Annotated in this window: 8 protein-coding genes; 5 read left to right on the plus strand and 3 right to left on the minus strand. The window is 48.6% G+C overall.

Annotated features, from left to right (window positions below):
* The coding region (locus Q0372_RS00975) for a DEAD/DEAH box helicase (RefSeq protein ID WP_366810312.1) at positions 1-626 on the minus strand (626 nt) is incomplete at its 3' end.
* 120 nt (positions 627-746) lie between these two features.
* On the opposite strand from Q0372_RS00975, the gene lolA reads away from it, so the two are divergent.
* The 5 genes from lolA to Q0372_RS01000 all read left to right on the plus strand — a co-directional run bounded on the left by lolA (position 747) and on the right by Q0372_RS01000 (position 4129).
* Positions 747-1259: a LolA-like outer membrane lipoprotein chaperone gene (gene lolA / locus Q0372_RS00980; RefSeq protein WP_298101501.1), complete on the plus strand. Its 513-nt coding sequence runs from the start codon at positions 747-749 to the stop codon at positions 1257-1259.
* Between the two features lie 6 nt (positions 1260-1265).
* Positions 1266-1826 (plus strand): low molecular weight protein-tyrosine-phosphatase, encoded by a 561-nt coding sequence (locus Q0372_RS00985; protein WP_298101502.1) that lies wholly within the window; start codon positions 1266-1268, stop codon positions 1824-1826.
* Positions 1827-1891: 65 nt separating this feature from the next.
* Positions 1892-2344, plus strand: coding sequence for an FxsA family protein (locus Q0372_RS00990; protein ID WP_298101504.1), 453 nt, complete (start codon positions 1892-1894; stop codon positions 2342-2344).
* Complete coding sequence (gene hemC / locus Q0372_RS00995) at positions 2341-3270, plus strand: hydroxymethylbilane synthase (protein WP_298101506.1); 930 nt, start codon at positions 2341-2343, stop codon at positions 3268-3270. Before Q0372_RS00990 ends, hemC begins: the two co-directional genes overlap by 4 nt.
* Before the next feature lie 94 nt (positions 3271-3364).
* Complete coding sequence (locus tag Q0372_RS01000; protein ID WP_298101509.1) at positions 3365-4129, plus strand: hypothetical protein; 765 nt, start codon at positions 3365-3367, stop codon at positions 4127-4129.
* A gap of 246 nt (positions 4130-4375) precedes the next feature.
* Here the strand turns inward: Q0372_RS01000 and Q0372_RS01005 are convergent, their stop codons facing one another.
* Together Q0372_RS01005 and Q0372_RS01010 are read right to left on the minus strand one after the other, a co-directional pair.
* On the minus strand, positions 4376-5422 hold the full coding sequence (locus tag Q0372_RS01005; RefSeq protein ID WP_298101511.1) for a hypothetical protein: 1047 nt from the start codon (positions 5420-5422) through the stop codon (positions 4376-4378).
* A 116-nt stretch (positions 5423-5538) separates the two neighbouring features.
* Complete coding sequence (locus tag Q0372_RS01010) at positions 5539-5868, minus strand: MmcQ/YjbR family DNA-binding protein (protein ID WP_298101514.1); 330 nt, start codon at positions 5866-5868, stop codon at positions 5539-5541.
* Positions 5869-5894 lie beyond the last annotated feature (26 nt).

Here is a 5894-nt window from a genome sequence, read left to right on the forward strand (position 1 = left end):
GCGTAGATACAGAGAAAAATATCCTTCAGTATAGCCGGATCTCCGTCGAGTCCCTTGCGGTGATAGTCATACCAGAACTCGTTGTTTGTGCCGTAGGTGATGTCGCATGCGTATGCGGCTTTGCGCTTGGCGTCGTCGTATTCTCCGCCTACGATCACTCCGGTGCTAAGTCCTAAAAATTCATATAGCTCACCCATCTGCTCGGCGTCGCGCTTGGCCAGGTAGTCGTTTACGGTCACGACGTGCACGCCCTTGCCCTCCATCGCGTTTAGCACTACCGCCAAAGTCGCTACGAGAGTCTTTCCTTCGCCCGTTTTCATCTCGGCAATCGCGCCGTCGTTTAGCACCAAACCGCCTATCAGCTGAACGTCGAAGTGGCGCATATTTAGCACTCTTTTGCCCGCCTCTCGTACAATAGCAAACACTTCGTTAAGCACGTCATCCGTGCTCTTTTCGCCCGCGCGAACTTGCGCTCTTAACGCTTCAAATTCCGCCTTAAGCGCCGCATCGTCCATCGCCACGTAGTTTTCTTCAAGCGCACTGATCTGCGCTGCGCGCTTGGCGTATTGTTTGACGATCCTATCGTTTTTAGTACCGAAAATCCCGTGGATGACCTTTTTAAACATCTCAAACCTTAGTTTTAAAATTTTAACCGCGCATATTAACATATTTTTAGTTTCTATTTAATTAAATCCTAGAAAAACGGCTATAATACGCGCAAATTTTCAAAAATAAAGGCAAAATTTATGAAAAAAACTCTTATTTCTTTAGCAGCAAGCTGCATTTTTGCATTCGCAAGCGGGATAGAATTCAACACTCTGAGCGCAAATTTTTCGCAAACCGTGCAGAGCGACGATGCGAAAATCAGCTACGGCGGCGATTTTAGCGCCACGAAAGAGCACGCCGTATGGCATTACAAGACCCCTACGATAAAAAATATATTTTTTAGCTTCACAAAGGTCGTCGTCATCGAGCCCGAACTTGAGCAAGCTATCATCACGAATATCAAAGAAACCCCGAATTTAACGGCGATCCTAGCGAACGCAAAACCCAATAAAAAGGGTGTTTATGAGGCGAGCTTCGACGACGTGAAATATCTAATCGAGATGAAGGGTGATCTGCCGAGCAAGATCAGCTACACCGACAAAATGGACAATAAAGTCGTCATTAATCTAAGCAACGTCCGCAAAAACGCGCCGGTAAATGAGGCGATCTTTAAGCCCGCAATCCCGAAAAACTACGACATCATCACGCAGTAGGCGCGCGTGAGGCTACTTTTCGTATGTCACGGCAACATCTGCCGCTCGCCGATGGCGCAGTCCGTGATGCAAAATTTCATTAATCAAAGCGGTCTAAGTGCGCGAGTGAGCGTAGATTCTGCCGCTACGCACGCCGACGAGATCGGCTCGCCGCCCTACTACGAAACGCAGCGCGTGCTAAAAGAGCAAAAAGTACCGCTCGTAGCGCATCGCGCCGTGCAGGTCACGCCCGCAGACTACGAGCGCTACGATCTGATACTTTGCATGGATGATGAAAATATGCGCTCGCTGGGGCGAATTTTTCGCGGCAAGGATATGGCTAAGGTAAAATTTCTTTTAGAATTTGAAGAGGTAAATTTTACAGACTGCGATGCGCTAAATTTTAAAGGCGCGCTAAAACAAACCGACTTAAATTTAAAAGGTGCCGGTTTAAATTTAACCGACTCCGAACGCCTACAAATCGCCGATCCATACTACACGCGCGATTTTGAGCGCTGCTACGCAGATATCAAGCGTGGCTGCGAAGGGCTCTTGCGATACATTAAAAATTCAGACGGAATTTGCTAAAATCCGCGATTAAATTTTAGCGTCTTTAAAGAGGCGCGGCTTAAAGCGATAATTCAAGGAAAAATATGTTTAGGCTTTTGATCGTTCCATATCTGATAATTGAGGCATTTACGACCTATTATTTCGTAAGCGCAAACGGCTTCGCGGCGTATGCAGTCGAGATCGTCATAAGCGCGATTTTAGGCGGTTACGTCGTAGCAAACCGCTCGTGGATGGGGTTTTTTAATCTAATGAAAATCTCGCCGAAAGAAATTTTAAGCGGCGTAGGCTTCGTCGTAGGCGGCGTTTTTCTCATTGCACCGGGCATTTTCGGCGATATTTTAGGCGTTTGCATAATCACCGCGTCATTTTACTGCGTCACCAGCGACGTGCCTAAATTTAACGCTAGCAGCGAAAATTCGGAAAAAAGCGAACGAAAATTTTGGCGACGCCACCGCGTAAACGACGACGTCATCGACGTTGAGGTGATCGAAGAGAACGAAATCGAGATCCGAAAAAGCATAGGAGAGGAAAAATGAAAAATTTGATCATCGCTACGCGCGGTAGCGTACTTGCTCTGTGGCAGAGCGAGCACATCGCATCGCTGCTTAACGCCCGCGGCATCCAAGCGCAGCTAAAAAGCATGAAAACCAAAGGCGATAAAATTTTAGACACGCCGCTTGCAAAGATCGGCGGCAAGGGGCTTTTTACGAAGGAGCTCGAGGAGAGTATGCTTCGCGGCGAAGCTCACATCGCCGTGCATAGCCTAAAGGATGTGCCCGTGGAGTTTCCGCAGGGGCTAGTGCTGGCTGCGATCTGCGCGCGCGAGGATGTGCGCGATGCGATGATCAGCGAAAAATACTCTAAATTTAACGAGTTACCACACGGCGCAAAAGTCGGCACCACGAGCCTTCGCCGCAAGATGCAGCTGCTTAGCATGCGCCCCGATTTAGAGATAATCTCCTTGCGCGGCAACGTCCAAACCCGCTTGCGAAAGCTCAAAGACGGAGAATTCGACGCGATCATCTTGGCGATGGCGGGCATCAACCGCCTAAATTTACGCGCCGAGGTAAAGCACATAGCGCCCTTTGAGGTCTCGCAGATGATCCCAGCTATGGGGCAAGGAGCGCTCGGCATCGAGGCGGTGGACGAGCCGCAAACCCTGCGCGCGATAGAATTTCTAAAAGACGAACGCGCGATCATCGAAACGACCGTGGAGCGGGATTTTGTCAGAGTTTTGGAGGGCGGCTGCCAGGTGCCGATCGGCATCAACGCGCGCCTTGAGGGCGAAAATATCCACATCAGCGCGATAGTGGGCCTGCCCGACGGCAGCGAGAGTATCCGTCAAAGCATCGTCGCGCAAAAATCTCAATACCAAAGCGTAGGCGTAGAGCTCGCGCGCGTTTTTATCGAAAAGGGCGCAAAGCAGCTCCTCGCGCGCGCCGAGGAGATGGCGAGCCTATAAAAACGAAATTTACGGAGTTTTAAAATTTGCAAAATTTTGAAATTTCTAGAATTTATGGACTTTTTAAATTTATAAAATTTCAAAAGGTTAAATTTTGAGCTTATTTAGATTTTTTAAAACAGCGGGATTTTCAAAAATTTTTGCCTCGCTCATACTTTGTGCAAGCTGCGCGTTAAACCTAAACGCGAGCTCTAATGAAGAGCTCGTCCGCTCGCTATTTAGCGACGCAAACTTCGATAAAAATCTTTATTTCAAAGGCGAGATGAGAAGCTATTTAAAGCGCAAATTCTACGCGGCGGATAATTATAGCGAAATCACGGTTGCTCTGCTTGGACGCAGTGACGAATTTAGCGAGATTTTTCACGTATTTTTGGGCTCTAAAGAGAAGCACTTCGATCTTTACGTCTATACTAAGGAGGACGGAATCTACGCCGTGCGAGTTTTGGCGCAAACCGCCATTATTGAGGCTATCGTAAGCGAATATGAAAAATTTAACGAGGCGCAAAAACGCGAATTTGAGCAAAGAACCGATGCGGATATCGTAAATTTAAAGCTAATCTTAGCGCCCGATAAAGAGCTTATGGAGTTTGGAAAACAAAACTTATCGGCATTTGAAAAAATTTACGAGCTTTACGCCGGCGGCGAGTCCGAGCGCGCAAAGGCGGAGATCAAAAGCCTGCATCTCTCTCACGCCGAGACGAGCGGCAAAAGATTTATGCTGCTCATCGGCGGAATCACCGATAACTCCGTGGGCTTTTTGCGGGTGCAAGACGAGGCGGATCTGCCTCAAATGAGCCCTAGCGAGTTTATAATGATAGAAAAAATTGCGCCGAATTGGTATCTTTTTAAAACCACATAAAAAGCCGCGCCGCAAGCGTGTTTGAAGCTTCGCGGCGATCTAAATTTAAAAGCGTTACCCGCAGCTTAACCGCACCGCCGATCAAAAATCACGCGAATTTTAAATTTAAACAGACGATCTGCAAATTCTGTCTGCCGCGACTTTTGGGCGAAATTTTAAAATTTTGAGGTCTAAATTTAAACAAAGCATCGCCAAAGCGCGCCGCGTCGCGCTAAATTTAGAATCAAAAGGCGAGATGGCGCAGCCTTAAATGCCATCCGGCTTGGACTTAAACGGCGCAAAGTCCACTCCCGTCGCGTCCAAAACCGCCCGCGAATAAAAATAGAGGCTGTAAAATAGCTCATCGTCGTAAAAATGCTCCTCCCAGCGCACCTCGTCGTCCTCATCGCTCTGCGGCCACAGGTATTTTTCCGCAAGCATATCCGAAAAGCTCGCCAGCGGCGCTGCGTGCGAGATCTTATCGGCGTCATCGCAAATCTCAAGCATAAACGCAAAAAATCCGCCGAGCCGAGCCGCGATAAAGCCTGCCGCTTCGTTTTCGTCGTTTCTACTCGCCGCATCATTTTGCCAGCTTTTATCCGCATTTCTATCCGCCGCGTTCTGATTATTTCCGCCGATTTCTTCCGCAGCGGCGTTTTGATTATTTTTATTCGCGTTTTTGCCCGCCACGGCGCGCGCCTGCATAAAGATACGCGCCAAAAACAGCAGTGCAAAAGGGGTTGCGTGCCAAAGCGTGCTTTGATGCTCTATCTCGTTAAAAATCTTACTAAGCGCGTCCTGAAGGTCCTTGGCGTCAAATTTCTCCCGCTCGCTCGCATCCGAGCTCTTATCCGCCGTGCTCGTTTTAAATTTACTCGCCTGGCTCGCTTTAAATTTTATCGCCGCGCTATCCGCACTCTTAAATTCCGCCTCTCCGCACTTCGCCGTATACGTTTTAAGCTCCGTTTCTCCACCCGTTTTAAATTTCGCCGCCTCGTTATCCGCCTTTTGAAATTTGGACTCGCTCGTTTGCGCTAAATTTACGGAATTTTGCGCCACGCCGCATCTTGCTGCATCCGTAGAATTTTGCCCGCAACCGGGCTCGCTTTTTAAATTTTGCCCTGCTCCGGGCTTGCTTTTTAAATTTTGCTCGCCGCCCAAGCCGCGCGCCGCATCACAAGCTTCGATTGCCCGCGCGAGTTTCTCAAAAATTTTGGGAAACTCGCTCGCCCTGCCGTAAGCGGTCGTGAGTCTACTCCACGGCACGTCCTGCACTTTTAAATTTGCGATATATTTTAAATTTTGATCATTCATCCGCGCTCCTTGCGGATATTTTTAAATTTAAGCCTCGCGAGCCGCTAAAATCTACGCTCCCGGTTCAAATTTAGCCTCTTTCGCACGCAAATTTAAACCGATCCCAGGCGCAAATTCTACCTCGTAAGCTCCCTGCTCTGCTCGATTAGATCCTCGATCTGTTCACGCGGCACCGCATCGAGGCAGACGCTGATCCAGTGCTTTTTATTCATATGATAGGCTGCAAAAATTCCTTTTCCGTCACGCAAAATCGCCGACAAATCGGGCGAAACTTTTAAATTTATCACGTCGCTTGAGCCAGGAAGTGCGCGACCGAGCTTTTCGTTTACAAGCCCGCGCATCAGAAGCGCAAACCACTTGCGCTTCCCTCCTGCGTGACGAAAAACCGCAAAATTAGGATATCCATCCCACAGATACTCGCCATCCGCGTCGTAGCGCTGCTTCATTAGTTTTAGGACGCTGCTGAAGTTCA

Origin of the sequence: uncultured Campylobacter sp., assembly GCF_937997405.1 — a bacterium.
Lineage (GTDB): Bacteria > Campylobacterota > Campylobacteria > Campylobacterales > Campylobacteraceae > Campylobacter_B.